Raw genomic sequence first — 26,981 nt, forward strand, 5'->3', positions numbered from 1 at the left:
AAGCGCCAGCTTCTTTTATTAAGAAGTTGGCGCTTTTTTAAAATTTTACTTTTCTACGATTACGGATTCATCAACTGCCCGATAAATAAAATAGCGTTAGACGATTTTTCGCGGATTAAAAACAAAAATGGCCGGTTTACCTGAATTGATTGGGGCATTGAGGTAAGCATCATGCCCACGGAAGTAGCGGCAGCGGCTTCGGTTCCTTCTTCGTTTACTTCCACAAAGGTTTTGTGTTTTACTTCGCTAATAGCCAGGTGCTGGTTGGCATCTTGTAGCATTTTACTAAAATTGGCCTGGTTACCAAAAGCCTCGCCCATACCCAATTGAGTTAAAGCCAGGTTCAATTTTTTTTCATATTCCAGCTTAAACTTTGGCATTTTTAATTCCAGGCGGGAGCTGTCGGCATTATTGAGCCAGTCGGTTAATTGCGTACTGCTTAAGCTACTGCTTAATTCGCCCACGGTGTGTTGGCCCCGGGGCACGATTAGCGTCATACTGAACTGGCGATTACCGTAGGGCAGGTCAATTACTTGTTTGCTGGCATCCTGGTAATACCGGTAACGGCCATTTTGCAAGGTCATTAAATTTACGTTTACGGTGCTGCCATCTTCTTTTTGAAAAGGAGCCGGTTGGGTAAGCTTTTTATTAAAAGGGTAAGTCCAGGTGCCTTTAAAGTAAAGTGCATTTATTAAAAACAAGACATGGTCTGGCCGGATTGTCTGCACCATATTGGTAATCTTACCCTGGGTATTGTTCTTCACCCAATCGTTAATAATGTTTTTCGCCGCGGGCGAATCAAAATCTAAATCTTTTAAGGCAGCATTAAAGTAGTTTTGGCTGTTCTGCACAAAGGGGGCTTGTAACTGATAATGACGGCTGTACCAGATAGAATTAGCTGCGGTAAATTTTACTTGCGAATCCAGGTTTGTTAATAGTTCTGTTAAAGTTTTATAAGCCTGGTTTAATTCCTCATCGGTTTGGGGTTCAAACCCGAGGGTTTGCCGCATGGCCTCTTTGGTAGAACCATCCGCGCCGTTGTAGGTCATGGTAAGGGCCGAAGAAATGCTGAAAGGCGATATAAAGATATTTTGATTTTCTTCTTTCTGGCGCAGCGTTTCAAACGATTTAAAAGCAAAGTTATTGGCGCTGTTTACAATTTTTACTTCCTGCGCCGCCAGCGGTCGCACCAGGGGCGGAGTATTAGGGCCACCAGGAGCAGCTATTTCTTTCTGGCAGGAACTCAGTAAAAGCAGGGCGCCAGCCGCTCCTAAAAACAAAAACTTAACGGCTTGAAAATGCATATTTTTAAAAATTACGTTTTGTGGGAAAGTAAAGAGTAAACCCAATCCAGCTAGGTTTTCTTTTTTGTTAAATGACCCACCTGCTCCCGAAATGGTTGCAGGCTAAAGTAAAATCTCCCGGATTGTTTTTTTCACTAACCGGTGGCAAAGAATGCCCGAGTTTATATCGTTCTATCCTGCTTGAAGGAATTTTAAAAATTTTAAATTTAGCAGGCTGCGCTTTAAAGACAAAGGTATTGCTATCTAATACCAAAAGCGTTACAGCTCGAAAGATGAAATCTCTATCAGTAGAGAAGTAAATAATGCCAGATAGAAAGAAGTAGCTGCTACAGCAGACTTTGATGTTATTCTATGAAGCCTATGTTAAGCGCCTTATAATAAGCATATTATCAAGCAGATGATGTAAGCTCTTTGATACGATTTGGATTAAACAGAATGGATAAATTGGGATAAAAACAAGCCCCTTCCTAAAAGCAGGAAGGAGCTTGTTTTTTTACAAAAGCAGTGGTTGCGAATGGAGGTTTTAATTTGTTCAGGTACTTCGGACTAAGTATCTGGTTATCTATATTGATTAAAAGCTAGTTAAGCTTATTCCTGGTTTTGATTGAGGTACACTGTAAATACCGAACCTTCTCCCACGACACTTTCCACGGTAATTCGGTCGCCGGAGTTATCCAGAATTTTTTTAACCAGATATAAACCTAAACCAGAGCCTTCTACGTGCGAGTGGGCCCTTTTATAAATTTGGAATATTTTATCTACTTGGCTTTCCGCAATACCTAAGCCATTATCAGCTACCGAAATCACGTATTCGCCGTGCGGGTTAATAAAAGTTTTAATGTTAACCTCGGGCGGGCGGTTGGGGTAGGCGTATTTAATAGCGTTATTTACCAGATTGTATAAGATGCTCCTGAGGTTTTTGCGGGAATACTGAATTACCTCAAATTCTAAATCCAGGGCTTGTATTTCGGCTTTACTGGCTTTAATTACCTCGCTTAAACTTTCTTTTATTTCATCCAGCAACTCCAATAGGTTAATACTTTCGCTGATTTCTTTTTCCTGTTGAATTTTACTAACCTCGCCCAAATCCGAAATTACTTTTTTTAGGGTAGTAATGGAGCCGTGCATTAAACGCAGAATTTGTTGGTGCATCTCTTTTCCCGTGCCTAAATCTTCGGTTAAAGCCGACAGTAAGCCTTCCAGGTTCACAATCGGCGATTTCAGGTCGTGCGAAGCGGTGTAAACAAAATTATCGAGGTCGCTGTTAATGCGGGCCAGTTCTTTGTTTTTCTGCATTAAATCTTCGTTCCGGCGGCGTTCGGTTAAGTCACGGGTTATTTTGGCAAAGCCCAAAAGACGGTGGGCTTCGTTGTAAACGGGCGTAATTACTACGTTGGCCCAAAAGGCAGTACCGTCTTTTTTAATGCGCCAGCCTTCGTCCTCAAAATGACCGTTCTCCAGGGCTTTTGCTAATTCAAACTTCGGAAATCCTTCCCGGATGGCTTCGGTAGGGTAAAAAATAGAAAAATGCTTGCCGATAATTTCTGGCGCTTTATAGCCTTTTAAGCGTTCGGCGCCCACGTTCCAGCTCACAATAATACCATCCGGATTTAACATCAGAATGGCATAATCTTTTACGCTGTTAATCAGCAAACGGCTTTTTTCTTCGCTCTCTTTCAGGTCTTCGTTCATCCGGAACAATTGCTGCTCCAGTTTTTTCTTCTCGGTTAAGTCGCGGGTAATTTTAGAAAAACCAATAAGCTCCTTGCGCGGATTATAAATGGCCGTTAAGATCGTATTGGCCCAAAAAGCCGAACCATCTTTGCGGTAACGCCAACCCTCATCTTCGAATCGCCCTTCGGCTTTGGCCCGGCTTAGCTCGTACTCCGGATACCCTTGCTGTACAGCCTCCTGGCTGTAAAATTTTGAAAAAAACTTACCGATAATTTCGCTGGCTTCGTACCCTTTCATGCGACGAGCACCCTCGTTCCAGGTAGCCACATTGCCCGCCGGATCGAGCATAAAAATAGCGTAGTCTGTTACGCCTTCTATCAACAGCCGGAAACGTTCTTCGCTGTCTTTTAACTCTTCGTAAGCCTTATATAAATCGTCTTCGGCTTTTTTTCTTTGAGATAAATTACGGGTTATTTTAGAAAAGCCCATTAATTTATGTTGCGCATCGTAAATGGGCGTAATAATTACGTTAGCCCAAAATACGGAACCATCTTTTCGCACCCGCCAACCTTCGTCTTCAAAGCGACCTAAACGTTGGGCTTCGCGCAGCTCCATGCCTGGGTAATCGCTGGCTTTGGCATCGGGGGTGTAAAAAGTAGAAAAGTGCTTGCCTATTATTTCTTCCGGTTTATACTGTTTTATAAGCTGTGCGCCGGGGTTCCAGGTAATTACGTGGCCCGTGGCATCTAATAAAAATATAGCGTAATCGGTGATGCTGTTAACCAGTATTTTATATTTGTCATTCGTCAGGTTTTCAGGATTTAATACGGAAAAATTATCGGTCTCTGCCTTCATTATACCTACGAAATTTACTGAATCTGGAAAAGTTTTGGTTTAAAGATATAACCGTTTTAAGAATTACAATAGCCAATTAATACTTAATTCAGCTTTTTAGCATATGCAATAAATACCTAATTTGAGCCTTTTAGCGTATTTGGGTTAATAAAGTTTCTTGCTAACAACCTGTTTTTACCCCGCAAAACAGCTTTTCCGGGATGTTTCTTATAATAAAACAAATTCTGGCAGTTCCGCTAAAGTCTTGTTGGCAAACGGGTTTATTAAATAGCAAAATTTGATTTTTTAATTTTGGTAGTCTCCGCCGGGTTTACTCTTGCCCGAAAAGAAATTTTAAAAATTATTTTTAATTGTTTCTGAAAGTTGTAATCTTTTACCGCTGGAAATCTCTTCGGAATCCTAAAGAAAAAATTTTGCCAATTCAAGCTTAAACTTTTAAACCCGCTACTTTACATGTTAAAAACCTTACCTTATTCGCGTTCTTTTTTTAAAATTTTTCTTTTTTGTTGGTTGCTGATCGGGTACGCCGGGGCTCATGCCCAGCCTACCGAAAAAATGATAAAAGTGGTGGTGGCGCCCGACCACAGCAACTGGCAGTACAAAACCGGGGAGCCGGTTAAATTTACCATTACCGTATTGCAAAACGGCAATCCTTTAAAAAGTGCCCGGCTTAAGTACGAAGTAATGCCTGAAAAAATGCCCGCTACTAAAACCGAAACGCTAACCCTGGCCAATGGTACCAAAGAAGTAGTAGCCGGAACCATGAAAAAGCCCGGCTTTCTGCGCTGCACCGCTACCGCTACCGTAGACGGTAAAGAATATGTAGGTTTGGCAACCGCCGGGTTTGAGCCTTTAAAAATTGAACCCACCACCACCGTACCCGCCGATTTTCAGGCATTCTGGGACAAAGCCAAAACTGAGGCCGCTAAAATACCCCTGGATGCCCGCCTGACTTTACTACCCGAGCGTTGCACCGAAACCGTGAATGTGTACCACGTAAACCTACAGAATTATGCCCTAAATACCCGGCTGTACGGTATCTTGTGCGTACCTAAAAAAGAAGGAAAATACCCGGCCATTTTAAAAGTGCCCGGCGCAGGCGCCCGGCCGTATAATGGCGATATTGCCGGTGCCGAAAAAGGATTTATCACTTTTGAAATTGGCATTCATGGGGTACCGGTAACTATGGAGCCGAGTGTGTATACCAATCTGATGGCCGGTGCCCTGCGTAATTACTGGACCCACGGCCTCGATGATAAAGACCAGTATTATTACAAACGGGTGTATTTGGGTTGCGTGCGCGCCAACGATTTTATTTTTAGCTTACCGCAGTTCGATGGGCAAAACTTAGCCGTGACTGGGGGCAGCCAAGGGGGCGCTTTAAGTATTGTAACCGCTGCCCTTGATAATCGCGTGAAGTATTTGGTAGCTTATTATCCTGCCCTGAGCGATTTAACCGGTTATTTGCACGAACGCGCCGGCGGTTGGCCGCATTTATTCAGTAAAGACAATTATACCTTTAACGGCAAAAAAGATAAAATTGAAACCTCGAAGTATTACGATGTGGTAAACTTTGCCCGGCTGGTAAAAGTGCCCGGCTATTACTCCTGGGGTTTTAACGACGAAACCTGTCCGCCCACTTCCATGTACGCGGCCTATAACGTTATAACGGCTCCCAAAGAATTGTACTTAGCCCTGGAAACTGGCCACTGGACTTACCCGGAGCAATACGAGAAAACCAATCCCTGGCTGTATTCTAAATTGCAGAAAAAATAAACTCAAAACGAGATTTTAAAACCCCAGATAAAATCAGGATTTTAAAATTGCGGCAAAATTTAAAAATTAAGTTTGCTGCGGCAGAAAAATAGTAAAAGCGGTGCCGGTATTTATTGTACTGGTTACCGCTATTTGCCCGCCGTAGTTCTCGATGGTGCGTTTTATTAAATACAGGCCAATGCCGCTACCTGCTACGTGGTTATGAAACCGTTTAAAAAGCGTAAATAATTTAGCTTGCTGCACTTCAGTTAATCCAAGTCCGTTATCTGCAATCCGCAATTGCACGCCGCCCGGCACAGGTTCGGCGCTGATGTTTATTTCGGGGGCTCGCTCGGGGGAGCGGTATTTTAAGGCATTCGAAATTAAATTGCTAAAGATGCTGCGCAGGTGGATGCGCGAGAAAAAAACATATTCGGTTTGTAAATTTAAATAAAAAGTAGCTGCCGATTCATTTATCTCAGATTGTAATTCATCCTGAATTTCGGTGAGTAGCGGTACCAGCTGAATACGCTCAGGTTCCTGGGTATCTATTTGTTGCGATTGTATGATCTGGGTTAAATCCTGAATAGTTTTTTTTAAATTATTAACTGAATTGGCTCCAAAAAAAATTAGCTGTTGATCTTCGGGTGGCAATTGCGACTTAATCAGCACATTTAATTCCCGGAAAATAGCTTCCAGGTTATTGATGGGGCCTTTTAAATCGTGGCTCGCCATGTACACAATATCATCGAGGCTTTGATTAATGTTGGTAAGCTCTTGGTTGCGTACCGCTAAATCGGCGTTGGTTTGTTTTAAATTACTGTTTGTTTTTTGCAAAATCGCATCCAGTTTATCCAAACGGTTTAGAAAAATATGAGCAATCGGCAGGGTAATTAAACAGATTACCAGAAAGGAGCTAACCAAGCTGGAGGTAGGTGTAAAGTTCCATTGGTTTAATCCGTAAAGGTAAAATCCCATTAAAATCGGAACGGTTAGCAAAAAGTAGCCAAAAGATGTCCGGGCCAGCTTGCCCCCCATGTACGGACTCGAAAATATTTTCATCCAACCCGACTCGGAGCAATAAAGCAGTATACTTAAGTTTAAAAGTAATAAAGCCAAAGCCGTATGACCCGCAATGGTAGAAAAGCGCCCAAACTGGTAAAACTGAGTGATACCGTATAAATGGCCCAAAAAAGAGGCATAAGTTAAAATAAAAAAGAAGGCTACTAGTAATTGGGCTAAACCGTACCGCTGGTAAGTAAATGCTACCAACGCCAAAGTTATAATATATATATTACAAGCCGACAGGAGCGACATTCGGCCCGGCGGTTCCAGGGTGGGGTCAGTTACTACATCAGTATAAAATAACTGATCGATACCTAAATTCTGGTTTAAAAAATATTCCAAGATAGAAATTTGGCAGATCAGAAATACCAGGATAGCCAGCAAGCGGGTTATACCGGTTCTTTTGAGTCGTAAACTTATAATGGACAGACTACAGCCCAAAATACATAACGCGGTATTTACTTTCATGGTGCCGGCTGCGCCAAACGAACTGCGTAGGGACTCTATCTGGAAAAACCAACCGGTTAAACTAAGAACAGCAATAACAAGGGCAAACCAGGCTAAAATTATGGAAAGTAATTGTAATCGGTTTTGTAAGGCAATTTTAGTTGCTTCCATAAAATGAACGAACCTATATCATAGGTGATAAATATTCTAATTCAGGAATGGAAAAGCGTATTACCGGTTATCTTCCGGCCACACTAGTCCAACCTGGGGCAGGGTAGTATTTATAAATCTACTATTTTCCTTCGGAAATACGTTTTTAACGGAAAATCTTTTCTGTTTACCGCTAAACAAGCAATATTTTGTTGTAATCGCGGTAAAATACTTCAGAATAATTAGAATTTTTAAAAATTAACCTGCACCCCGGGGCAAGTTGATTCAATAATTCTGTATTTACCATACTACCAGCCGTAGACACCGAACAGGATAAAAAATTTAAAAACTAAGTGGGTTTTATTTAAAAAACGTGAGTTCGACGCAAGTACATTTTAGGTTTTCCTTATTCATTTTGGTCATTCTGAAGAATGAATAGCCCTGTATTCTTTTCTTTTCTCGAACTCACGTTAAAAAGAATAATTTAAAATAACTGTATCCGGTTTAATAGATCATTATTGGCTAAAATCGAAATACTGCGGAATACTAAGTCGAGAGGTTGAATGCTTTATTCTTTATTTTCTGGTTTAACCACTTGGCCGTCTTTTATTATTAGTTGCACATCGTTGAGCGCCTGGGTAAAGTTTTTCTCCAGATCGCCGTTAAAGATTACCAGATCGGCGGCCATGCCTTTTTTTAAAATTCCTGTTTTATTAGCATTGCCTATGGCTTTGGCAGCGTTTATGGTGGCGGTTTGCAATACTTCGGCCGGGGTTAATCCGGCTTCCAGGTAAGCGACTAACACATCCTTCGAGCCTTCGGCGCGGGTAAGGTTGGGCATATCGAAGTAAAAATCAGAACCGGCCACCAGCATTACTTTATATTGCCGCGCTTTTTTAATCCGGTCGTGGTTCGTTTGTAAAAAGTTATTAGCTGCATCTTCGGCTTCTTTTCCTTTCAGACCAATGCCAGCTACCAGCAGCATGGCTTTTTCCCGCGACACATCCGTGGGAACCAGGTAAACCCCACGCTGGCCCATGAGCATAATGGTGCTATCGGATAAGCTATAGCCGTGTTCGATACCGTTTACACCGGCTAGTACGGCCAAGCGGGCAGTTTTATCGGAAGTGGAATGGGCGGTTACCGGTAATTTTTTTTCTTTGGCGGCGGCAACAATGGCATTTATTTCTTCGGCACCCATCTGGCGGTAATCGGTATCCAGACAAACTTTTATTACGTTCACCTTTTTTTGGGCTTGTTGAGTCACGGCCTGGTATGCATCTTTTTTATTCTTTATAATTAAATATTCCTGTTTAATTATAAAGCTGTCGGCGGGTGGTAATTTAAAAAATTGCCCGCCCGGTGGACTCAAAATAGGACCCGATAAGTAGAGGCGGGGCGTAGGCTTTTTGTCCTGGGCTAACTGTTTTTGTAATTCCTGATCGAGGTATTGGCCAGAGTTGCCCAAATCCCGGAGGGTAGTAAAGCCGGTACGTAATAATGCATCGGCAAATTGTTGGCCTTGCTGCAACCGCTTCGCCTCCGGAATTTTAGACCCTACCTCCAGGCCTTCGTTTTGTTTTTGCTTAAACAGTAAATGCGTGTGCGCGTCTATTAAGCCAGGTGTAACAGTAGCGTTGTGGGCATCCAGAATTTGGGCGTTCTTGGGTACTTTCAGGCGTGGGCCTACTGCTTGAATAGTATTACCCGAAATTAAAATTTCCTGGTCGGTAACAAAGGTATTAGTTTCAGCATCATACATTTTGCCGGCTTTAATTAAATAAAAGCCAGCGGTACTTTTTTGCGCGTAGTTGGTCAAGCTGCCGGCCAGTAAAGCCAGGACTAGAATAAACTTTTTCATTTATTAAAAATAAAGGCGTTTGGCAATATAAGCAGGGAATTATTGAAAAGCTGAATTTTTAAATTTTTAAAATTAGGAGCTAAACCAGATTAATCAGCTTTCTTCCGAAGGGAAATTTTTATCAAATCAACAAGCCGGATTGCTCTTTCAATTTCTAAAGCTTTAATGAAAAACCAGATTATTCGGGTATTAGTCCAAAGCAAAATTTTAAAAAATTTTGTAAATTCTGCGACTTACCTGATGGCTTTGGCTCTTAGTAGCAAATTAAACATGCAAGCAATATGCCCCAGACTCCGGATGAATTTTTAAACCTGCTGCAACCGCATTACCGCAGTGCTTTGCAGTATTGCCGCGCCTTGTGTCGCGAGCCGAACGATGCCCAGGATTTGTTGCAGCAGGCACTGGTATTGGCTCTGGAAAAGCTACCGGGTTTGCGCGACCCCACCCGATTTAAAGCCTGGTTTTTCCAGATTATTACCCGCGCCTTTTACCGCCAGTGCCGGCAAAAATTCTGGCGGTGTTTTCTGCCCCTGGAGAGTACCAATCATACATTCGAATTAGAAAATGATCAGCCGGACTTTCCCGTTATTTTTCCGGGGACAGAGGAGCCCACCAACGAGCGCCGCACCCGTTTGCTGGAAGCGCTAGCTAAACTTCGGCCGAAAGAACGAGCCGCTTTACTGCTTTTTGAACTGGGCGATTTTACCATAGCGGATATTGCCGAAATTCAGGAAGAGAAAAGTTTATCAGCCATAAAATCGCGGTTAAGCCGCACCCGCCAAAAGCTAAAAGACTTAATTCTGACGGCCGAAAAAAACAAAGAAAAAATTATTAACCCTACTAAAGAAATTACCCATGAAATCGAAAAAATGGCAGCCCTTTTCACCGGCCGCCGCTAAACCCGAACCCGATATGGACGCTTATTTTAAAACTTTACAGGAAACCGACTACGCTGATACTTTTAATAAAACCGCTGTTTGGGTGCGCCAAAATCAGCCCCGAACTGTCGGTGCCACTGTAATTTCGTGGCCGCATTGGTTACGTTTGTTTTTATTTGGTTCATCGGTACGTGTAGCTTATACCGTGCTTTTTTTTATTACGATGGTAGGCGCTTGTAATTACCCTGTAGAAGTAAACGAGCCCGTGGCATCGGTGCTTACCTGGCAGGTAAATGCCCAGGATAAAGCCACCATTAATGCTATTTCGGGCTTACCTTGGTTAAAAGAAGAACAATTACTGGCCGAAAGCAGAAATATCAATGGCAACCTAGTTTTGGAGTACACGGTTACATTACCTGCTTTAAAAAAAGATCAATTGCAAGCTTACCAGCAAAGTTTACAACAGTTAATTGGTATTCAAAATTTAAAAATTTTACCAATTACGCATAAAACTTCACAGCCTTTGTACGAAGCTGCCCTGGAAAACATGCTGAAAATCGAAATGGATGTAACCAACATTTCGGATGCTGATTTGAAGAAAGCCGTAGAAGCCAAATTGAAACAGCAAGGATTAACCAACCTGGATATTGCCATTAAAAAAGATGACAATGGTCAGCGCCTGGTTACAACTAAACTACCCGAAGTTCCGGTGGGTAATCAAAACTTTGACCTGCTATTAAAAGACGGAAAACGCCACACCCGCATCCGGGAGCAAAAGAAATTTAACCCGGGCTCCAATACTCCTGATTTTAAAAATATGACCGATGCGCAAATTAAAGAAGTTATTATCCGCGACCATCCGGCTTTACCACTTACCCCCGACGATATTAAAATTACCCGCCAAGGCCAGGATATTCTCATCGCCATCGACGACCAAAAGGGAAATCACCTAAAGCTTCGGTTAAGGTAAAAATTTAAAAATTTACTATAAAAAAAGCGCTCGGGAAACTTAAAACTCGAGCGCTTTTTTTATGTTTAATTTTAAATTAGATGCCTTTCACCAACATTGGTAGTTTGTAAACGCCTTCCATGGCCGTTATAAAAAGCATATTGCGATCTTTGCCGCCGAAAGTAGCGTTGGCCGTCCAGCCGGCAGGTACGGGAATATGTACTAATTTTTGACCAGCGGGGGAATATACCGTCACTCCTTTGCCACATAAATACAAATTACCTTGGCTGTCCAGGGTCATGCCGTCGGAACCTTGTTCAACGAATAATTGGCGGTTAGTTAATTTGCCATCCGGGGCTATCTGGTATTTGTAGGTTTTATTGGCTTTAATGTCGGCAACGAACAAGGTTTTACCATCCGCAGAGCCAATAATGCCGTTGGGTTGTTCCAGGTTATCATCGGCCAGAACGGGTTCTTGCTTGCCTTGAGGTAAGTAGTAAACGTTTTGCTTGGCTAGTTCAGGGGTTTTGCGGGTCCAGTAATCGCGCGGGTAAAACGGATCGGTAAAGTAAATGGTGCCGGTTTTGGGGTGCACCCACAAATCGTTAGGGCCGTTAAACTTTTTTCCATCTAAATCTTTCAGGAGCACCGTTACTTTTTTATCCGGACTAATAGCCCAAATCTGATTATTCTCGTCGGCGCAGGAAAGCAGGTTGCCTTTTTTATCGAAGTACATGCCATTGGAGCGGCCAGTTTTATCCATAAATAAAGTTAGCTGCCCATCGGTGCTGTATTTCCAGATTTTATCGTTCGGTTGATCCGTGAAAAAAACGTTGCCTTGTTTATCGGCGGCAGGACCTTCCGTGAACTTAAATTGTTTGGCAATTAATTCAACCTGGGCGCCGGGGGCAAACAGTTTATGGTTTACCGAATCGGCCGTAGTAGTTGTGCCGGAAGAAGTTGCCGTGTTGCCGTTAGCCGGTTTATAAACCGGATTAAAAATAATAAAAGAACTTATTGCCAACGAAGTACCCAACAGGCCTAAAGTTGATTTAAAGGTTAGTTTCATGCAAAAAGTTTAGCGGCTGATTGTTTTAACTTCGCAATAAAGCTAAAAGGTATGTAATTTTAAAATATTTGTGCATGAACTATTTGTATTACAAGCGACAGGTTTTATTGAAGGCTTAAAAAGATTCCAAGTAAAAAGCCAGAAGATTTCCGATTTTCAATCCGTAGTATGGGTAATCCTAATATAAACCAACATTTTCACTATGGCGCGGATTTACTTCCGTGACTTGTATTTAGGTAAGTGTCAGTTTCTTTCTATTTAAGTAATCATGGAAGAATTTAACTAATAGGCTGTCGATTAGATCCTTCCAGGATAACGTAAATGAGGCAGAATGGCTTATCTCGAACTCACGTTAATATAAACCAACAAAAAAGCCGCTTTCCTTTAACGGAGAAAAGCGGCTTTTTAAAAATTTCTAATTCTAGGTTCGGTTATAGAGGTAAGTCCATTCTTTCAGGACGTTTTCTGCTTCTTGGGTGAGCTGGCCGGGTAACAGGCGCCAGCCCCAGTTTCCTTCGCCCTGGCCAGGCGTATTCATGCGGCCTTGCTCGTCGATGCCCAGCAAATCCTGCAGGGGCAGAATGGCAGTTTTTGCCACTGAAGCATAAGCTAAACGGCTCATCACCCAGTACATATCATCTTCAGTCAGGTCGCGGCCCACATAGTGTTCGATTTGCTGATGGTACTTGTGGCCTTCTTGGCGGTACCAGCCTAGCACGGTGTTGTTGTCGTGGGTGCCGGTGTAGGCAATAAAGTTACGGGCGTAGTTGTGCGGAATGTAATCGTTCTGTGGCATTTCGTCGCCGAAAGCAAACTGCAGTATTTTCATGCCTGGCAAGTTAAAGTCGTCGCGTAATTTTAAAACCAGGTCATTGATCTCGCCTAAGTCTTCGGCCACGAATGGCAAACTGCCTAATTCTTTTTCCATGTAGGTAAAGAAATCAGCGCCCGGGCCGGGTTGCCACACGCCATTGCGGGCGGTAGTTTCGCCGGCCGGTACTTCCCAGTAATCGGCAAAAGCCCGGAAATGATCCAGCCGAACCAGATCGTACAACTCCATGTTTTTGCGCAAGCGGCCTACCCACCAGTCGTAATCGCGTTCTTTTAAAACATCCCAACGAAATACAGGCATGCCCCACAACTGGCCATCGTCGCTGAAAGCATCGGGTGGAACCCCGGCTACGCCCGTCATGTTCCCTGCTTCATCCACGGCAAAAATTTCAGGATTACTCCACACATCTACGGAGTCGTAGGAAATGTAGAAAGGCATATCGCCGAACAGTTGGATGCCGCGGTTATTGCAATAGGTGCGCAGGCGTTTCCATTGTTTAGCGAAAATAAACTGTACCCATTTAATTTTGTCGAGTGTTTCCTGGTTTTGCTCCGTTAAATCGGCCAGGGCTTGCAGTTCGCGTTGCTTAAATTGCTCCGGCCACTGGAACCAGGCCGAACCACCATTTTGCGCTTTTAATACCATGTACAAGGCAAAATCATCGAGCCAGGCAGCTTCGGTGAGGCAATAATCCAGAAACTGCCGCTGCAAAGTCGGGAAATCATTATTTTTAAAATTTTGCCAGGCCAGGTCCAGAATTTCATCTTTTACGCGTTGTGCTTCCTGGTAATCTACCGACCCGGTTTGCGGTAAGTGGTATTGTTGCAGATCTACATCCGGGAGCAATCCTTCTTTCGCCAGCAACTCCGGACTAATCAGCAAAGGATTACCGGCTCTACTCGAAATAGAAGAATATGGCGAATAACCCTGACCTTGTTCAATAGGATTAAGCGGCAGCAACTGCCAGTATTTTTGCTTGCTTCGGTTCAGGACATTGGCAAAGTTACGCGCTTCAGGACCTAAATCACCAATACCGAACGGCGACGGCAGCGAAGTAATATGCAGCAAAATACCAGCCCCACGTTCGTTAACGGCTTGTAATTTTAAAAGCGATACCGGCAACACGCTAAATAAATCCTGCACCAGAAGTTCGTGGGCGTATTTACCCGAAGTCCGGAGCAACATGTTTTGCCAATCGGCGGGAGCATCTTTCGGCAATACAATTTTAGTGTCTTTCCAATCAATGGCAGATAAATCTACCGTTTCGCCGGAGCTGATGGCGGCTAAGTGCAATGGCACGGCTACTACGTACCAGGTGCGCAAATGCTGGCGGGCAAAGGCAAAAACGTGAGCCTTATATTCACCGGTTACTTCCAGAGGTATGTACTTGCCTTTGGCAAACAAATCGGCGTTGTTGCGACGCTCCAGCAACAAGTTGCGGGTAAGCCAGAGTTTCAGGCGGGCATCGTTGCGGTTTTGCCATAAATCGGTCCAGAGCGCTTCTTGTTTGTTCAGGTCGTACGCATCGAGTTCTTCGAGGTAGTTCAGGCGTTGCTCATAATCCACGGGCCGACGGTTGTCGGGATCAACGAGACTTAGATCCCACAACTCGGTTCCCTGGTACGTATCGGGAATGCCGGGACAGGTAAATTTTAACAGTACCTGAGCCAGCGAGTTTACAATCCCGAAATCGGCTACTTTTTTAAAAAACGGCTCAAAACTCTGCCAGAAACCAGATTGCTTATCCAGCAAAGCCACCGCGAAATCTTTGGTAGCTTGTTCATAATCTTCAGCGGGTGTAGTCCAGTTGGAGTTAATTTTGGCTTCGCGTAAAGCTTTTTGTAAATATTCTTGTAAACGGTCCGCAAAGCTGGCTTCTTCTTCCGCCAGAATGGGGTAGGCACCCACTAAAGTCTGGAAGATAAAGTACGCATCGTTTACATCGGGTTTATGTTCTTTAATTAAGTCCTGCGTCAGTTGTTGCCATTCCTGCACTTTCTGGAGCCATTCTTCGGGTAAATCGGTGAGCACGTTTAAGCGGGCGCGAACGTCTTCGCCGCGTTTAGTATCGTGGGTGGAGGTAGCGTTAATGGTTAAAGGCCAGTTCTTCTGCCGGTCCTGCATGCGCGCGTGAAACTCTTCCGGGGTGTGCCCAAAAGCTTCCGGGGAATCGCCTACTTCGTTGTGGCCCACGAAGCGGTTGTAGGTGTACATAAGCGTATCTTCCACGCCTTTCGCCATAAGCGGACCGCTAAACTGCATCCAGCGCTGGTAGAATTGCTGCGCCCGTTGGTTGTAAGCCTCATCGCCTTGTTGCGGCTTATTCAAAAGTACCTTTTCCAGAATATCCACCGCCGGACTTAATTCGGATTTGCCTTTCCGGATGCGCTCAAAAACCTTACTCAATTCGGCGGCTTCTTCCTCGCTTAACGGGAATTGATTGCCGTAGAAACGGTACACCGGGCATTGCACCAGAAACTCGCCAATGACTTTTTTTAAAATTTCGGCATTTTTACCTTCTAAATCAGGATCATCCTGCAGGTTTAAATCCCGGAATAACTGGTATAAGTTTTCCAGTTCGCCGGCCATGTGATGCTCCAGGATATAGGCTTTTTTCTCGTGAATTTGCTCCTGCACTTCGGCACCTTCACCTACCAACTGGTGGTAAAAATCGGTAAAAGCTTTTTCGCTGCTTTTCTGGGTAAACAAATTATTAACCAGCGATAAAAAGTCGTAACCGGTGTTACCCTGGATGGGCCAGTTTTTTGGAATGTCTTCGCCGGGTTCCAGAATTTTCTCCACGATCAGGTAGGTTTCTTCGCCGGTAGATTGCCGCAGTTGCTCTAAATACCCGGTAGGGTCGTACAGGCCGTCGATGTGGTCGATGCGTAAACCCTGGAAAATACCTTCTTCGCGTAAAGCCTGAATGTACTGGTGATACGTCTGGAAAACTTCCGGATCCTGAATGTTTAAACAGATAAGCCCGTTTACCGTGAAAAAACGGCGGTAGTTAATGTGCTGGTCCGTTTCCTGCCAATGGCATAAACGGTAGGCTTGCTCATCGGCAATTTGGGCCAGTTTTTCCGGGTTATTATTGATTTCGGCCAGCGATTTTTCCACCGAAGCTTTTACTGCTTCGTTTTTCATGAGCCCGGCCAGTTGTTGCTGAAAATCCGAAAACGCCGCCGTATAAGCCGTTGCATCTTCGGTTTGATGCAGTTGTTCTACCGTGGCCAAAACTTGCTGAATGGCCTGTGTAGGTTCGCCGGAAGTTAATATGGTTTCGTAGGAATGGTAGCCCAGCGGGTAAGCGCTGTCGTAGTACTGCAACACAAAACGTTGTTGCTCTTCGGAGTAGGCTACTTTTAATTCTTTGTTCTGAATCACTTGTTCCAGCGGTGCGCCTAAAAAAGGCACCATCAGGCGGCCTTTCATGGTGTCGCTGTTCTGGGTAATATCAAAGAACTTGGCGTAAGCCGATTGGGGGCCTTTTTCCAGCACGTCCATGAGCCAAGGGTTATGCGAGTGAAAAGCCATGTGGTTCGGCACAATGTCTTGCAGCCAACTGATTCCTTGTTCTTTTAAATTTTTGCTTAAGGTCCGGAGTTGCTCTTCGGTGCCGATCTCCGGATTAACGTGGTACGGATTTACGCCATCGTAGCCATGCGTACTGCCGGGTGTCGCTTCCAGAACCGGGGAAGCGTAAATGGTGCTTACCCCCAGTTTCTGCAGGTACGAAATAATACCTTCAAAATCGGCAAAAGTAAATTCTTTATGAAATTGTAGTCGGTAAGTAGCTACAGGATTATGCATTTTTTTAAAATTTTACCCCTCCGCCTGCGGCACCTCCCCTAAAGACAGGGGAGGAGATGCGGCTTTTGGCGTTGAGAATAGTTGATTACTAATATGATATTTGTTTTATATGAGAATTGACTTTGGGTAATTAGTCAACTAAATGCTATTGTGTGCTGAATCAAATTTTAAAAATTTTCTAACGCTTAAATAAGCATTACCTCTAATTTGCTCCAGTAACCGCATCTCCTTCCCTGTTTTTAGGGAAGGTGCCGTAGGCGGAAGGGTCAACTGTTCTGATAAATCACCAGCGACTCGGGTTGTAGATTAACGGGAATTCCGCTGGAGATGGCATCTGGGGCGGCGGCTTGTCCGTTCCATTCCAGACTGGCCGAATCAAACAGTTTTTGCCAGTTATCGGCGTAGGTTGGGAGCGTAACCGGTTGTACCTCCTGCGTAAAATTCATGATACATAACACGTGCTGATTCTCGTGCCAGCGGTGCAGCAGCAAGGTTTTGGTTTCTTCGTTGCTCACCACATCCAGGTTTTGGCGGTTTAAATTTTTTAAAGCCGGCGTATTTTGTCGCAACTGAATCAATGCCTGGTAGTACCGCAGCATGGTTTGGTGCGGTTCCTGGTTCAGGATCTCCCATTGCAGCTTCGACTGAGTAAACGTTTCTTCGGATTGCGGATCGGGCGCTTCGCCGAGGGCGTGAAAAGCCGCGAATTCAGCTTTGCGGCCTTTGCGTACGGCTTCCACTAAATCCGGATCGGTGTGGCTCACGAAGTACAGAAACGGGTGCGGCTCCGCAAATTCTTCACCCATAAACAACATCGGCAAAAACGGACTCACCAACACGGCACCCGCCATAAGCTTCTGCATTTCCAAACTCACCAATTGGCTGGTACGTTCGCCCAACATGCGGTTGCCCACCTGGTCGTGGTTTTGCGAGAACACAATAAACTGCTGACCCGGGTTGTTCTGAGCTTTTAAACCAAACTTTTTAAAACGGTGGGGCGAATACTGGCCATCGTAAACGTAGGCGTCCTGGTAGGATTTGGCTAAATGACTAATGCTGGTAAAATCAGAATAATAGCCGGTACGTTCGCCGGTGGCAGTTACCCGCAAAGCATGGTGAAACTCATCAATCCATTGGGCATCCATCCCAAAGCCTTGTTCTTCCAGGGGGTTAATGAATTTAGGATCGTTTAAATCCAGCTCTACAATTAAGTGGTGCGTGCGGCCGGTTTCTTTCATGAGCTGGTTTACGTGCATTTTAATTTCGCGCAGAATATGTACCGCACTGAAATCTTTAATGGCGTGCACCGCATCTAGGCGTAAGGCATCCACGTGAAAATCACGGAACCACATCAGCACGTTCTCGGCGAAATATTGCCGCACGCCGTCGCACCAGGCATCATCAAAGTTAATAGCGTTGCCCCAAGGTGTATTGTATTTATCGGTAAAGTACGGGCCATAAGCGCCCAGGTAATTGCCCTCCGGACCCATGTGGTTATATACTACATCCAGCACCACGGCAATACCTTTCTGGTGGCAAAGATCTACCAGGGTTTGTAAACCGCAGGCACCGCCGTAGGAATTTTGTACCGCATACGGAAAAACGCCATCGTAGCCCCAGTTACGCGAACCCGGGAATTGCGCAATTGGCATAATTTCAATGGCATTAACTCCCAGCGATTTCAGGTAATCCAGTTTTTCGGCTATTCCGGCAAAAGTACCTTCTGGGCTGAAAGTGCCGGTGTGCAGTTCGTATAAAATATAATCCGCTAAGGGCAGGTTGTTCCAGTTGCTATCCGTCCAGTTAAAATCCGAAATATTTATAGCTTCGGAATTGCCGTGTACGCCGTCGAGTTGCGATAAAGAAGCAGGGTCCGGAAACTCTTGCTCGTTGTTCAGGACAAATTTATATTGGTCGCCGGGTTGTAACTCTGTAGTGGTAAGTTGCCAGTAACCAAATTCTTGTTTTTTTAACGGTATTTTATTTTTACCTGCCACCCGGATGTCGGCGCTTTCTAAAAGCGGTGCCCACAGCACTACGGAAGCTTCGCCGGTAGGAGTAAAGTTAACGCCCAATGAGCGTTTATTGGTAGATATTGCGTTCATTTTATGGATAGTTCCTAGTCCATAGTCGACGGACCATGGACTACATATAACTGATTAGAGTAAATATTTAAAATTTTAAATTTTTGAGCCAGGTACCCCTTGATGTATTCTGTGAACCATCAACTATGGACTAAATAATCGGATGTTGTAACAACACGATGGCACGTGAATCAACATGAACCAAGTCTTCGTCTTTATATACGTCGGTAGGTTCATCTACCTGATTTAAGCTGGTGTCCAGAATTTTGGTCCATTTATCGCCGTATTTTTTAATCGGTAACTTAAAGTCCAGGGGAATATCGGAGGCGTTAAAAATAATGTAGAACGAATCGTCGAAAACGTGTTCGCCTTTAGGCCCTTTGGAGTGCAAACCAACCCCGCTAAAGTAAACGGCTAATGATTTAGCAAAATCCTGGTTCCAATGATCTTCGTTCATTTCAGAACCATCGGGTAAAAACCAGGCAATATCTTCCACGCCTATACCTTTAATAGGCTGGCCCTGGAACCAACGGCGCCGCCGGAAAATCGGGTGGTTTTTGCGCAGGTGAATCAGCTTGCGGGTAAAGTTGAGTAATTCCACGTCGGCTTTGTCCCAGTTGAGCCACGAAATTTCGTTATCCTGGCAATACGCGTTGTTGTTCCCGTTTTGCGTACGGCTAATTTCATCGCCGGCTACCAGCATGGGTACCCCTTGCGATAAAAACAAAGTTGTTAAAAAGTTGCGTTTTTGCCGGTTGCGGAGCGTGTTTACCCACTCATCATCCGTTGGTCCTTCCACGCCGCAATTCCAGGAACGGTTATGATCTTCGCCGTCGTTGTTGTTTTCGCCGTTGGCCATGTTGTGTTTCTCGTTATAAGAAACCAGGTCGTTCAGGGTAAAACCGTCGTGGGCCGTAATAAAGTTAATGCTGGCGGTAGGCCGGCGGTAATCGTCGAGGTATAAATCGGAGCTGCCGGTTAAACGGTTGGCAAATTCGGGCAACATGGCTTTTTCGCCGCGCCAGAAATCGCGCATGCAGTCGCGGTACTTGCCGTTCCACTCGGTCCAGCCCGGCGGGAATTTACCTACCTGGTAGCCGCCTTCGCCAATATCCCAGGGTTCGGCAATTAATTTCACTTGGGAAATAACTGGGTCCTGGTGAATAATATCAAAGAAAGAACCCAGGCGGTCTACGTCGTGCAGCTCCCGGGCCAACGCCGAAGCCAAATCAAACCGGAAACCATCTACGTGCATTTCGGTAATCCAATACCGCAGACTGTCCATAATTAAACGGAGCACACTGGGTAGCATGGCGTTTAAGGTATTACCCGTGCCGGTATAATCCATGTAATACCGTTTATCTTCCTGGATTAAACGGTAATACGCCGCATTGTCTATCCCCCGGAACGATAAAGTTGGCCCTAAGTGGTTGCCTTCGGCGGTATGGTTGTAAACCACATCCAGAATAACCTCGATGCCGGCTTTGTGGAACTCCTTCACCATATTTTTAAATTCGGAGACCTGCTCGCCCAAGGTGCCGCTGCTGGAGTAGCGCACATCCGGTGCAAAAAAGCCGATGGTATTGTAGCCCCAGTAGTTCGATAAGCCTTTGTCCTGTAAAATACTGTCGTTCACGAAATGGTGAACCGGCATTAACTCAATGGCCGTAATGCCTAGGGATGTTAGATATTGAATGGTTACCGGGTGCACCAGCGCTGCGTACGTACCCCGGATTTCTTCGGGAATGGCCGGGTGCATCATGGTAAAACCCTTTACGTGGGTTTCGTAGATAATCGATTTATGGTACGGAGTACGCGGAGGCGCATCGCCGTCCCAGTTAAAAGCCGGATCAATTACTACCGACTTGGGAATATAGGCGGCGTTGTCCTGATCGTTAAAACTTAAATCGCGGTTTTCCTGATCTTCGGCGTGTAAATCGTAACCAAACATGGCGTCGTGCCACTGAATGGTACCCGAAATGGCTTTGGCGTACGGATCAATCAAAACTTTATTCGGATTAAAACGGTGGCCATTCATCGGGTCGAAAGGACCGTGTACCCGGTAACCATACAACTGGCCCGGTTTAGCCCAGGGCAGATACGCGTGCCACACCTGGTGGGTGCGTTCGGCAATTAAAATAATTAAACTTTCCGACGGATCGGTATCGTTATCGAATAAGCATAGTTCCACGCCGGTGGCGTTTTCGGCGTACAGGGCAAAATTAACCCCTTCCCCGTCCCAGGTAGCACCTAAAGGATACGGTTTTCCGGGATACACAACAGGATTTTTAATCATAAATGGTTAGTACAAATAAGTATATCGGCTTTGGTTTAGATGAACAAATTAGACCTTGGAAAGCGTGTACGTATAAAATTGTAAAATGGTCAAACTGTCCGGTAACCGGCGTATCTCTATAAAGTTTTAGCACTTCAGGATCAAGAGAATACACCCAAAACTTACTAAAAAATAGTATTGGCGTTAAAATACGTCTTGTACGTAAAATATAATCCGGCAACGGCAAAGCTTAGCGAAAGCGGTGAAATTCCGTATTTAATGAGCCGTTTTCAGGAACATTGCGTATTTATACGGCTTTAACTTTATACCTTACAACAGGTAGGAGCTAGCTTGATTAAGGCTTTTCATTTAAATTTTAAAAAATGAGCGGGCTGCAAACCGGAGCACAAGCGTCTTAACCAATCATTGATTCTTAATAAACAAAAACTGCGGCTAACTTAAAATATTTAAAAATTAAGAGTAAACCAGCGCGGTACTGGGTAAAATGACTTAGCAAAACTTTTAACCCATCTTGGAAGTAAAGAAAGCAGTACCCATTTTTTGGAAAACAAACAAAAGAAACAAGGCAGAATAGTTTAATTGAGCGCATGCATGGCTACCATTATAGATAATTCAAGAAATGCCAAAATAGCCGAAACGGGGCAACCGCGGGTAGTAATTGTGGGCGGCGGCTTTGCCGGCCTGGAATTGGTAAAAGCTTTACGCGGCACCGAACTGCAGGTAATCTTAATTGATAAGCAAAATTTTCATACGTTTCAGCCTTTGTTGTACCAGGTGGGCACCGCCGCCGTAGAAGCCGATTCCATTATTTACCCTTTCCGGAAAATTTTTGATGAGCAGCAGAATTTTTATTTCCGGCTGGCCGAAGTGCAATCCGTAGATACGGTAAACCAAATGGTAGAAACGTCGATTGGTTTGCTGCGCTATGATTATTTGGTAATTGCCACCGGAGCTACCACTAATTTTTACGGCGACGAAGTAATTCAGAAAAACGCCATTTCCATTAAAAACATTCAGGATGCTTTGGCGCTGCGCAACACTATTTTGAGCAATTTTGAAAAAGCACTGCAAATAGACGACGACGAGCAACTAAACAGTTTAATGGACTACGTAATCGTGGGGGGCGGACCTACTGGCGTAGAACTCGCTGGTGCATTGAGTGAGTTGCGCAAACACGTTTTCCCGAGGGATTACAAAGAGTTGGATTTTATAAAAATGGACATTCATTTGATTCAAAGCGGCGATTTGTTGCTCAAAGGCATGTCGGCGGAAGCTTCTCAGAAAGCCCGGGAATACCTGGAAAGCTTCGGCGTAAAAATTTTGTTTAACCGCAAGGTAAAAGCATACGATGGCTATACCGTAACCCTGGACAATGGCGATACCTTAATTACCCGAACTTTAATCTGGGCAGCCGGTGTAACTGGCGCGCCCATAGCCGGACTGCGCAAAGAAAGTTTACTGCGCGGCAACCGCCTGCAAACCGACGAATACAACCGTATAACCGGTTACCAGAACATTTTTGCCATTGGCGATATTGCCGCGATAGTTACCCCGGATCACCCTGAAGGTCATCCCATGCTGGCGCAACCCGCCATGCAGCAAGGCAAATTGCTCGGCGAAAATTTAAAAAGGCTAATAAAAAACCAGCCTTTGCACCCCTTTCATTACCACGATAAAGGTGCCATGGCCACCATTGGCCGCAACCAGGCCGTAGCGGATTTAAAAATTTTTAAAAAAGAAATTAAAACCCAAGGGTTTGTTGCCTGGTTTATCTGGGCTTTTATTCACCTGATTTCCATTATTGGTTTCCGGAACCGCTTGTTTGTGCTGGTTAACTGGATTGGCAGTTATTTTACTTACGACAAAGGCATCCGCCTGATTCTGGGAAAACCCAAAGAAAACATTCCGGTAGAAGCGGTAACAGAAAAGGCGGTTGGTTAATCGGGCTTAAATTTCAAATTTTTAGCTGGAATCAGGTTTAATAAATCTCTAGCTCAAGTTTTCCAAATTAGGCCATGCAATTAATCAGCAAGTAATCAAATCTGATAGCACCGCAGTGTGGCGCTTGCAAAGAATTTAATTTTTAAAAATTTCTATTTTACCGGAATCCAAATTTCTTCTTCCGAATTAGGGTCTTCGTTTTTATACTTTTCACCCATAATTGCCAGATGTGGCCGCTGGTCTAATTGATAACCGGACGCAGGAAGCCAATGGTTGAAAATAAACGCGTAGGTTTCGGCACCAGTACTGGCTGATCCGCGGTGTAGAAAAACAGCGTATAGTCCGGCAGGTATAATTAAAGTTTCTAAACCGGAGGGCACATCCAATAAACTAACAACTTCCTGAGCCGCCCATTTAATAAAAGCTTTTTTTGGGTTGAACGCGGCAAAAAAGCCAGGATCGTATTCTTCCACCGAATATAAATTAGCGTTGGCTTTGTTTTTAATTTGCCCCCGGAGGGGCATGAAGGAGCGCCATAGTTCCGGGGTTTGGTTTTCTGAAAAAGTCATTCGGCGGGATTTTTCCAGCATAAACTTTTCCGGGAGCCATTCATTTCGGAGGTACATTTGAAATTAATAATTTTAAAAAATCTGTTTTGGGCGAGGTTGCCGGGCAATATCCGGTTTAGCGGGATATAGTTTCTTCGTATTTTTTGGTTTCCGGATGAAAAGATTGCCAACTGTGCCAATACTCCTGGTAAGCGTTTAGTTTAGGTAAAGCAGGAACTACCGGGTTAAGCGCAGTGCCTAGTAAATGGTATTGATTAAACGAATCATATAAGATATTACCGGTTAAAGTAAATTTTTGATTTTTGTTGGTTCGTTGCAAGGCAGTAAAACTCTGGTCATCATCTCCCAAAATTACGGCAATGGGTTTTTGATCTAACTCATCGTAAATAATGCGTTCTTTCCGTAAGGTATTCCAGTCGTAAGCTTTGCTGGCTGGACCCAAGGTTACACCCACCACCCACGACTTGGGTTGCCACGACAATGTATCGCGGCGAGTAAGGGAGCCCTTGCGTTTACCAGTTTCGTAATTGCTTAAACTATCGTACTCGGCGGTAAAAGTTTTGTCGGGTTGCATAATTAAACTTTGGGGGTACAGCTTTAACCATTCGGCTAATGTTACCTGCGCACTGGCTACTTCCGGCAGTTTTTGACCTTTTAGTTTACCCGCGATAGCTTCGCCGGTAGCCTGGCGCCACCAACTGCCGGTAGTCTTATCTTCGAACATAGCATTAAAATGATCCATACCCACGAGCCGGAATTGTTCGTGTTTTCCGTTTACGATAGGTTCAAACACGCGGCCCGAGCGGCAAACCGTGCAATAGGTAACCATAATGGGTTTATTATTCACTGAGTCCAGTACCTGGTGGTGGTAACCTAAATATTGAATGGGGTAAGCGCGTGCCTGGTTTTGAACACTAATTCCCAACACCAGCCTTTCGGATTTTACTTAATTGGCAGTGGCCGGCACCATGGTTAGATGGGTGGTTGGTAAAAACATTGCATCGGCGGCCATATTAAAATTTGCCAGGTACGCGATGCCCGCCACCACCACTAAAGCGAATATGGTAAAATACCGGTAAGTCAACCACGTTTTCCTGAAACCAACCAGCATGCCCGCCAAAAATAAGCCCCGGATGAACCAACGCCAGGAGTAAAGCTGGTAAGCCAAATCAATGCTGTTCATCTGCTGACTACCCGGCATAGGCATAATAAAGTAGATGTTGGCAATTTCGAATAAGATGAAGCCCAGCACGCTGGCGTAAAACAGTTTTTTCATAAACAACAATTACTGAGGTGCATCCATTAAGCGGTTTTGGCTTAGTTCTTTTTAAATATAATAAAAATTTAAGCGTATTTGTGATTTGTTTCTACAAGGTTTTGTTACCCATATTACCCTTAAACAGCAGCTTGTCCAAAAGTTAATAAAGTGCCGTTCGGGTCGATAACAGAAAATTCTTTTTGATGCCAGAGCTTCCGTTTCAGCGAACCATTCGGGTGTATGAGAACGCCGGCTGTTTGGATTTGCTGGTACAATTTTTCAATGGCGGTATCTACGCGCAGGTAAATCATAAAATCAGATTTGGCGGGTTCTAGGTTTGGGTAAGCAAAAAAATGCAGTTCTACTTCATGCAAGTCGATAATCAGGTAATCGCCGTAATCAGACTGCAACTGAAAGCCTAATTGATCTACGTAAAAGGCAAGGGTTTGTTGTTTATCAATAAAAGGCAGTTTGGGTATTACTTTCGAAATCATGCTGTGGTGCTTACTCGGCGAAAACGAAAATTTTTAAAAATTGTGTTTACATAAAAGCTGTTGCCGGTTACAGCAACAGCTTTTACAAAAGGGTAGAAGAAACTAAGGGTAACAGCTACGACCGGAAAAATTCCAGCAAATCGGCGTTGATGGTAGCGGCTTCGGTGGTGGGCATGCCGTGCGGAAAACCGGGGTATGAGATAAGCTTGCCATTTTTAAGCAACTTCACGGCTTTTGCGCCGGTCAGTTCAAACGGTACTATCTGGTCGTCTTCGCCGTGCATTACCAATACCGGAATTTCCACGCTTTTTAAATCATCGGTAAAATCAGTTTCCGAGAATACTTTTACGCAATCGTAGTGGGCTTTTACGGCACCCATCATGCCCTGGCGCCACCAGTTGTCCCGGATGCCCTGCGATACTTGGGCTCCTTCGCGGTTAAATCCGTAAAAAGCCATGGTAAAATCCTGAAAATACTGTGGCCGCCGGGTTGCGGTGCCTTCCCGAATCTCATCAAAAACCGAAAGCGGAATACCATCCGGATTATTTTCGGTTTGCACCATGATGGGCGTAACAGCACTAATCAATACGGCTTTGGCTACCCGGCCTTGGCCATGTTTGGCTACGTAGCGGATAACCTCGCCGCCACCCGTGGAGTGGCCCACGTGAATGGCATTTTTTAAATCCAGGGCTTTGGTAAGTTCGGCTACGTCGGCGGCATAGGTATCCATGTCGTGGCCATTAGGCGTTTGGGAGGAGCGGCCGTGTCCGCGGCGGTCGTGGGCAATTACGCGGTAGCCCTGATTCAGAAAAAACATCATTTGTGCATCCCAGTCGTCGCCGGACAAAGGCCAGCCATGGTGGAAAAATATAGGTTGACCGGTACCCCAGTCTTTGTAAAAAATTTCGGTGCCGTCGGCTACGGTTATTTTACTCATAGTTTTTAAATAATAAGGTTCGTTTAAATTGGGTAAAGGTAGTAAATGGTAAGTCTGAGTAATTATAAAGAAATAATTAAGCAGGTGCTACAACTGTATGATAATAAGTTATATGGAGTTAACAAGCAGGTAAAATAACAGCGTACTTAGAAAATGGTTTTTTTTTAAAGAAACCTTTTTAAGTACGCGGGTAGAGACAAGACTTTGGTAAACTTTACAGCGCTATTACTTTTTCGAAAGCAGCCAGGAGTTGTGGGGGCGTCAGGTGCTGGGTTTCGATAATGGGGATTTGCTGTTCGCGGGCCTGCGCACGGAGGTAGTTAAGCCAGTTTACCAGGTGTGGGGTAAAAAGTTCGGGTTGGTTTCTCCGGATAGTAAGCCTTTGTTTTACTTCTGGGGCGGGGCAGTCCAGGAGAATAATTTTAAAATTTTTAAAATTTTGTTGGGCAAATCCTTCCTGAATAAACTGCGGATTGGTTTGGCCTTCCATAAAGATTTTGGTGCTAACACCATCCTGCACCAGTAAATGAATCCACTCCAGGGTTTTGGCTTTTTGCCAGGCCGCGGGCGAGCCGTATTCTTTTTCCATTTGCGCCAGCGACGGAACACCCCCGGAATCGAAATGAAAAAACGACCACGGCTGGTTATGGTATTTCTCCCGGAGCAGGTGCACCAACGTGGTTTTGCCCACCCCCGAAGCACCGGTTATAAAGTAAATGGTTTGGTTCCGGGCTTCTTCCATGTATTCAC

At 44.5% G+C, this 26,981-nt stretch carries 19 protein-coding genes; 5 read left to right on the forward strand and 14 right to left on the reverse strand.

The window, feature by feature from the left end:
- Window positions 1-59 precede the first annotated feature (59 nt).
- A complete protein-coding gene (locus HUW51_RS19115; RefSeq protein ID WP_185271232.1) occupies window positions 60-1,304 on the reverse strand; it encodes a serpin family protein in 1,245 nt (414 codons plus the stop codon).
- A gap of 71 nt (window positions 1,305-1,375) precedes the next feature.
- Between HUW51_RS19115 and HUW51_RS19120 the strand changes: the two genes are divergently transcribed.
- Window positions 1,376-1,603: a hypothetical protein gene (locus HUW51_RS19120; protein WP_185271233.1), complete on the forward strand. Its 228-nt coding sequence runs from the start codon at window positions 1,376-1,378 to the stop codon at window positions 1,601-1,603.
- A 289-nt stretch (window positions 1,604-1,892) separates the two neighbouring features.
- Here the strand turns inward: HUW51_RS19120 and HUW51_RS19125 are convergent, their stop codons facing one another.
- On the reverse strand, window positions 1,893-3,833 hold the full coding sequence (locus tag HUW51_RS19125) for a PAS domain-containing sensor histidine kinase (RefSeq protein WP_185271234.1): 1,941 nt from the start codon (window positions 3,831-3,833) through the stop codon (window positions 1,893-1,895).
- Between the two features lie 453 nt (window positions 3,834-4,286).
- Here HUW51_RS19125 and HUW51_RS19130 point away from each other — a divergent pair, with 453 nt between their 5' ends.
- Complete coding sequence (locus tag HUW51_RS19130) at window positions 4,287-5,609, forward strand: acetylxylan esterase (RefSeq protein WP_185271235.1); 1,323 nt, start codon at window positions 4,287-4,289, stop codon at window positions 5,607-5,609.
- Between the two features lie 66 nt (window positions 5,610-5,675).
- Here HUW51_RS19130 and HUW51_RS19135 read toward each other — a convergent pair whose 3' ends face one another.
- Together HUW51_RS19135 and HUW51_RS19140 are read right to left on the reverse strand one after the other, a co-directional pair.
- A complete protein-coding gene (locus tag HUW51_RS19135) occupies window positions 5,676-7,271 on the reverse strand; it encodes a sensor histidine kinase (RefSeq protein WP_185271236.1) in 1,596 nt (531 codons plus the stop codon).
- A gap of 547 nt (window positions 7,272-7,818) precedes the next feature.
- The gene (locus HUW51_RS19140; RefSeq protein WP_185271237.1) at window positions 7,819-9,111 is read right to left on the reverse strand and encodes an amidohydrolase family protein; all 1,293 of its coding nucleotides are present in this window, start codon (window positions 9,109-9,111) and stop codon (window positions 7,819-7,821) included.
- A 281-nt stretch (window positions 9,112-9,392) separates the two neighbouring features.
- Here HUW51_RS19140 and HUW51_RS19145 point away from each other — a divergent pair, with 281 nt between their 5' ends.
- Complete coding sequence (locus HUW51_RS19145) at window positions 9,393-10,010, forward strand: RNA polymerase sigma factor (protein WP_185271238.1); 618 nt, start codon at window positions 9,393-9,395, stop codon at window positions 10,008-10,010.
- A complete protein-coding gene (locus HUW51_RS19150; RefSeq protein WP_185271239.1) occupies window positions 9,967-10,959 on the forward strand; it encodes a hypothetical protein in 993 nt (330 codons plus the stop codon). Before HUW51_RS19145 ends, HUW51_RS19150 begins: the two co-directional genes overlap by 44 nt.
- 76 nt (window positions 10,960-11,035) lie before the next feature.
- On the opposite strand, the gene HUW51_RS19155 is transcribed toward HUW51_RS19150, so the two are convergent.
- The 4 genes from HUW51_RS19155 to glgX all read right to left on the reverse strand — a co-directional run bounded on the left by HUW51_RS19155 (window position 11,036) and on the right by glgX (window position 21,032).
- The gene (locus HUW51_RS19155; protein ID WP_185271240.1) at window positions 11,036-12,007 is read right to left on the reverse strand and encodes an SMP-30/gluconolactonase/LRE family protein; all 972 of its coding nucleotides are present in this window, start codon (window positions 12,005-12,007) and stop codon (window positions 11,036-11,038) included.
- 421 nt (window positions 12,008-12,428) lie between these two features.
- Window positions 12,429-16,652 carry a malto-oligosyltrehalose synthase gene (gene treY, locus HUW51_RS19160; RefSeq protein WP_185271241.1) on the reverse strand — a complete coding sequence of 1,408 codons (4,224 nt, stop codon included), beginning with the start codon at window positions 16,650-16,652 and terminating at the stop codon, window positions 12,429-12,431.
- Window positions 16,653-16,918: 266 nt separating this feature from the next.
- On the reverse strand, window positions 16,919-18,757 hold the full coding sequence (gene treZ / locus HUW51_RS19165; protein ID WP_185271242.1) for a malto-oligosyltrehalose trehalohydrolase: 1,839 nt from the start codon (window positions 18,755-18,757) through the stop codon (window positions 16,919-16,921).
- 130 nt (window positions 18,758-18,887) lie between these two features.
- A complete protein-coding gene (gene glgX, locus HUW51_RS19170; RefSeq protein WP_185271243.1) occupies window positions 18,888-21,032 on the reverse strand; it encodes a glycogen debranching protein GlgX in 2,145 nt (714 codons plus the stop codon).
- Window positions 21,033-21,623: 591 nt separating this feature from the next.
- Here glgX and HUW51_RS19175 point away from each other — a divergent pair.
- Entirely contained in the window at window positions 21,624-22,973 is a 1,350-nt protein-coding gene (locus HUW51_RS19175) for an NAD(P)/FAD-dependent oxidoreductase (protein WP_185271244.1), read from the forward strand.
- A gap of 152 nt (window positions 22,974-23,125) precedes the next feature.
- On the opposite strand, the gene HUW51_RS19180 is transcribed toward HUW51_RS19175, so the two are convergent.
- From HUW51_RS19180 to HUW51_RS19200, 6 genes are all read right to left on the reverse strand, one after another.
- Entirely contained in the window at window positions 23,126-23,599 is a 474-nt protein-coding gene (locus HUW51_RS19180) for a GyrI-like domain-containing protein (protein ID WP_185271245.1), read from the reverse strand.
- 58 nt (window positions 23,600-23,657) lie between these two features.
- Complete coding sequence (locus HUW51_RS19185; protein WP_228466740.1) at window positions 23,658-24,470, reverse strand: DUF3179 domain-containing (seleno)protein; 813 nt, start codon at window positions 24,468-24,470, stop codon at window positions 23,658-23,660.
- Window positions 24,471-24,488: 18 nt separating this feature from the next.
- Window positions 24,489-24,818: a hypothetical protein gene (locus HUW51_RS24640; protein WP_228466742.1), complete on the reverse strand. Its 330-nt coding sequence runs from the start codon at window positions 24,816-24,818 to the stop codon at window positions 24,489-24,491.
- 119 nt (window positions 24,819-24,937) lie between these two features.
- Window positions 24,938-25,294, reverse strand: coding sequence for a bleomycin resistance protein (locus tag HUW51_RS19190; RefSeq protein ID WP_185271246.1), 357 nt, complete (start codon window positions 25,292-25,294; stop codon window positions 24,938-24,940).
- A gap of 115 nt (window positions 25,295-25,409) precedes the next feature.
- Complete coding sequence (locus tag HUW51_RS19195; RefSeq protein ID WP_185271247.1) at window positions 25,410-26,231, reverse strand: alpha/beta fold hydrolase; 822 nt, start codon at window positions 26,229-26,231, stop codon at window positions 25,410-25,412.
- A gap of 214 nt (window positions 26,232-26,445) precedes the next feature.
- The gene (locus tag HUW51_RS19200; protein ID WP_185271248.1) at window positions 26,446-26,973 is read right to left on the reverse strand and encodes an AAA family ATPase; all 528 of its coding nucleotides are present in this window, start codon (window positions 26,971-26,973) and stop codon (window positions 26,446-26,448) included.
- Between the last annotated feature and the right edge of the window lie 8 nt (window positions 26,974-26,981).

The sequence above is a fragment of the Adhaeribacter swui genome, from assembly GCF_014217805.1.
GTDB classification, from domain to species: Bacteria; Bacteroidota; Bacteroidia; order Cytophagales; family Hymenobacteraceae; genus Adhaeribacter; species Adhaeribacter swui.

Coding starts and splice junctions, on each gene's coding strand:
- HUW51_RS19115 (WP_185271232.1), bottom strand. CDS start 1,304: ATGCATTTTCAAGCCGTTAAGTTTTTGTTTTTAGGAGCGGCTGGCGCC.
- HUW51_RS19120 (WP_185271233.1), top strand. CDS start 1,376: ATGACCCACCTGCTCCCGAAATGGTTGCAGGCTAAAGTAAAATCTCCC.
- HUW51_RS19125 (WP_185271234.1), bottom strand. CDS start 3,833: ATGAAGGCAGAGACCGATAATTTTTCCGTATTAAATCCTGAAAACCTG.
- HUW51_RS19130 (WP_185271235.1), top strand. CDS start 4,287: ATGTTAAAAACCTTACCTTATTCGCGTTCTTTTTTTAAAATTTTTCTT.
- HUW51_RS19135 (WP_185271236.1), bottom strand. CDS start 7,271: ATGGAAGCAACTAAAATTGCCTTACAAAACCGATTACAATTACTTTCC.
- HUW51_RS19140 (WP_185271237.1), bottom strand. CDS start 9,111: ATGAAAAAGTTTATTCTAGTCCTGGCTTTACTGGCCGGCAGCTTGACC.
- HUW51_RS19145 (WP_185271238.1), top strand. CDS start 9,393: ATGCCCCAGACTCCGGATGAATTTTTAAACCTGCTGCAACCGCATTAC.
- HUW51_RS19150 (WP_185271239.1), top strand. CDS start 9,967: ATGAAATCGAAAAAATGGCAGCCCTTTTCACCGGCCGCCGCTAAACCC.
- HUW51_RS19155 (WP_185271240.1), bottom strand. CDS start 12,007: ATGAAACTAACCTTTAAATCAACTTTAGGCCTGTTGGGTACTTCGTTG.
- treY (WP_185271241.1), bottom strand. CDS start 16,652: ATGCATAATCCTGTAGCTACTTACCGACTACAATTTCATAAAGAATTT.
- treZ (WP_185271242.1), bottom strand. CDS start 18,757: ATGAACGCAATATCTACCAATAAACGCTCATTGGGCGTTAACTTTACT.
- glgX (WP_185271243.1), bottom strand. CDS start 21,032: ATGATTAAAAATCCTGTTGTGTATCCCGGAAAACCGTATCCTTTAGGT.
- HUW51_RS19175 (WP_185271244.1), top strand. CDS start 21,624: ATGGCTACCATTATAGATAATTCAAGAAATGCCAAAATAGCCGAAACG.
- HUW51_RS19180 (WP_185271245.1), bottom strand. CDS start 23,599: ATGTACCTCCGAAATGAATGGCTCCCGGAAAAGTTTATGCTGGAAAAA.
- HUW51_RS24640 (WP_228466742.1), bottom strand. CDS start 24,818: ATGAAAAAACTGTTTTACGCCAGCGTGCTGGGCTTCATCTTATTCGAA.
- HUW51_RS19190 (WP_185271246.1), bottom strand. CDS start 25,294: ATGATTTCGAAAGTAATACCCAAACTGCCTTTTATTGATAAACAACAA.
- HUW51_RS19195 (WP_185271247.1), bottom strand. CDS start 26,231: ATGAGTAAAATAACCGTAGCCGACGGCACCGAAATTTTTTACAAAGAC.
- HUW51_RS19200 (WP_185271248.1), bottom strand. CDS start 26,973: ATGGAAGAAGCCCGGAACCAAACCATTTACTTTATAACCGGTGCTTCG.